2 protein-coding genes and 1 pseudogene are annotated in these 3,646 nt (G+C 42.7%); all 3 read left to right on the top strand.

Going from position 1 to position 3,646, the window contains the following annotated elements; all coding sequences use genetic code 11:
• A partial coding sequence (locus ACH10T_RS09270) for a GIY-YIG nuclease family protein (protein ID WP_394809004.1) occupies positions 1–1,018 on the top strand: 1,018 nt, incomplete at its 5' end.
• Between the two features lies 1 nt (position 1,019).
• Positions 1,020–2,306, top strand: a pseudogene (locus tag ACH10T_RS09265) (Y-family DNA polymerase).
• A 217-nt stretch (positions 2,307–2,523) separates the two neighbouring features.
• Entirely contained in the window at positions 2,524–3,135 is a 612-nt protein-coding gene (locus tag ACH10T_RS09260; RefSeq protein WP_394809003.1) for an HNH endonuclease family protein, read from the top strand.
• The last annotated feature ends 511 nt before the right edge of the window (positions 3,136–3,646 follow it).

Below are 3,646 nucleotides of genomic sequence, written 5' to 3'. Positions count from 1 at the left end.
AAAGCTATATCCGCAACATAAAGGACATGGCTTAGATGCCATTATAGAAAGATTCAAACTGGTTTGTGAGAATCGCCACCGGGCCATGGGTGATACGGAAATGATGGCGGCATTTATTGCGGCGGCCTTCAATGAATTAGGTGAACATGCTGTTCAGGAAGTCGCCCTGGCATTACTGAAGCAGCAAGCCATTCCGGCTAATCTCGACCAACTTGAAATCAATGCGATACCGGACACCTTCGGTGTTTATTTATTCTATGGGGAGAGTGCGCTGCTGTATGTCGGTAAAAGTGTCACTTTGAGAACTCGAGTACTCAGTCACTTTCAGGGTGATCATAGTTCAGCCAAGGAAATGCGCATTGCCCAAGAAATCAAGCGAATCGAGTACCGGGTCACCAGCGGGGAACTCGGAGCACTGCTATTAGAATCGTGCTTGATTAAAGAATATCAGCCTATTCACAACCGGCAGCTCAGACGTGAGCGACAATTATGCGCATGGAAGGTTTCGGATGACCCAACAGCCCGGCCATTGGTTACCTTGATTTATGAAAGTGATATCGACTGGACTACCTTAGAGAATGTTTATGGCACTTTCAAAACCAAACGACAAGCACTGGAGATTCTAAATAAGCTTGCCGATGAGCATGGGTTATGTGATAAGGCATTAGGACTGGAAAAAGGCTCTGGCGTGTGTTTTGCGCATCAATTAAAACACTGCAAAGGCTTATGTGCGGACAAAGAATCTGCGGAATCACATCGCTTACGCCTTTTGACAGCATTAAGTGGTTACAAGCTTTTAGCGTGGCCATTTGATGGTCGCATCGGGATTAGAGAGCATAATCCGGATAATGACATGACAGAAGTGCATGTCTTTGACCAATGGTGTCATCTTGGAACAGCGAGAGATCATCAGGAGTTTGATGAAATAGCGATTCATCCACATTTTGATCGTGATACTTACCGCTATCTGCTGAAATTCCTGAACAGAAAGAACGTTGAAATCATCGCACTGCAATAATATGACGGACCGTGCTATTGCTTTGATTGATGTGAACAATTTTTATGTGAGTTGCGAACGGGTATTCAATCCCAAACTGGAAGACAAACCGGTTGTAGTGCTATCCAACAATGACGGTTGCGCGGTTGCTAGAAGTAACGAGGTAAAAGCACTGGGTGTCAAAATGGGTCAACCGTGGTTTCAGCTGAAAGATCTGGCCAAAAAACACGGAATCATTGCCTACTCATCCAACTATACTTTGTATGCCGACATGAGCAATCGCGTCATGAGTATACTTGCAGTGTTCAGTCCAAACCAGGAAATTTATTCCATTGATGAATGTTTCCTTGATCTGACTGGATTCAGACAACAAAACTAGATTCTCTATGGTCAGCATATCCGTCAGCGGATCAAGCAATGGACGGGATTGCCGGTTTGTGTCGGAGTTGGATCAACCAAGACGCTGGCCAAGCTTGCTAACCACATTGCCAAAAAGAACCCTGAGTTCAATGGTGTGTGTGATCTGAATGCCATGTCACTCAGGCAGGAAGAAGATTGGTTCAGAAAAATTGATGTCGGCGAAATCTGGGGTGTCGGCAGACGGCTTGCACCCAAACTGCACGAAATCGGCATCAAAACCGTGCTGGATCTCAAAACAGCATCGCCATCGCAACTGCGCGCCCGTTTCTCGGTCGTGATGGAAAAGATCATTCGTGAAATCAATGGCACTGCCTGTATCGAACTGGAAGAAATCAATCCGCCGAAAAAACAGATTGTCAGTTCCCGCTCGTTCGGAATTCCTGTATCCGATCTGGCTAGCCTGGAAGAATCGGTTACTCTCTACATCAGTCGTGCCGCAGAAAAACTGCGAAGACAACAATCCTATGCTGGATCAGTGCATGTCAGCATTCGCACCAGTCCATTCAATGAAAAAGAACCGTATTATGCCAACAGCATGACGATTGCGGTGCCAAGACAAACGGACGATACGAGATTGTTGACCAAGGTTGCGCTATGGGGATTACGCAGAATTTATCGCAGCGGTTATCGGTATCAGAAAGCGGGCGTGATGTTGTCTGAACTGGTACCAAGGCAATACCGGCAGCTGGATCTCTTTGGTTCGGTATCAGTAGCAGATAATCAATCCAGCAAATTGATGAGTGTCATGGATCAAATCAATGCTCGTATGGATCGAGGCACTTTAAAACTGGCATCTGAAGGTTTTAAGCAACCCTGGAAGATGAAACAGGGAAATAAAAGTCCCAATTACACTACAAGCTGGGAGGAGTTGATTTGTGTTATGAAATGAAGGGGCACTAAACAGTTAATAGGCTGGTTATCGCTTTGACTGAAGTGTTTTTAAAACAAAGTATCAATCGACAGTTAAATTTACGTGCGTGCGATTCAGGAAAAACGATTTTTTGGAAGACATGATGAAGGGTATCGAAATCTCTGTGGCCTGATGGGAAAGAGCCGCAGCATTTAGGTTAGTTCATAAACATAATCAAAAAATATCGGATAAACATTTGAAGGAAAAAGTTTTCTTAGCTTTGCTTATTTCATTTTTGGCAACGCTTTCAGGTTGCGCAATAGAAAAGAGAGAGATCCCACTACAGCGGGAATCCACTAACTATTCTGATCATGCTATTCCCGCCACTCCCTACAGTAGAAAAGTTTGGCCGCACTGGATAGATGCTGATGGCGATTGCCAGAACACCCGGCAAGAAATATTAATAGCTACCAGACAAAAACCATTTCAATTCGAAGATTTAAGACACTGTACGGTTATATATGGTGAATGGTATGGGGTTTATACGGGCAAGACATTCACCAAAGCTTCAGACGTAGATATTGATCACATAGTGCCGTTGGCACATGCTCATAGACATGGCGCGGACAAATGGAGAAAGGCACAACGCAGAGCATTTGCAAATGACATTGAAAATCTTTTGGTAGTGAATGATTCAATCAATAGATCCAAATCAGACAAGGCCCCGCATGAATGGTTACCGCCATTAAAATCTTACTGGTGTGAATATGGGAAGCGATGGGAGCGTATCAAGGAAAAATATAGACTGTGGTATAGCAAGCAAGAGCGTATTGTATTGAATCAACTGGCTGAGACTTGTTTGGAATAACTACATGGATTCTAATGAATCCCTTGGCAGCATGGATAAAGTGGAAATTTACACGCTCTCAGAAAGCACAATAATTAATCGGTATTCTTATTAAAAACTCCAAAAAACTTAGCCATTCTAAACTTAGCACATAAAATTATTTACGTGCACGGTGGAGTTATTAGAAAGCATGTCTATTGTTCTCTTAGCTCAAAACCCTTTCCTAAAAAGCTTTTCACTATGTGGGTTTTCGTACATTTCTTTTATTCATAAACTTGTACCATAAAACGTAAGTCTTATTGTTATGTGTTTTCATTTCAATCTAGCTACGATAAATTTTTATTACAAGAATAGATTTTTTTGATTATCTATTCCATTTATTCAGTAGCAAAATTCAATTAATTAATAGACACGAACGATTTTTCAAAATATCTCCTGATTAGAAAGATTGTTCAGCCAAGCCCGATTTTTTCTATTATAAGGCGCATACTGACCCAAGAGAGCCCACCATCAAAGAGGAACTGCCATGGCC

Source organism: Nitrosomonas sp. (assembly GCF_043753625.1).
Taxonomy (GTDB): Bacteria; Pseudomonadota; Gammaproteobacteria; order Burkholderiales; family Nitrosomonadaceae; genus Nitrosomonas.
The sequence above is the reverse complement of the archived record's forward strand: the minus strand, read 5'-3'. Positions and strand labels throughout refer to the sequence as shown.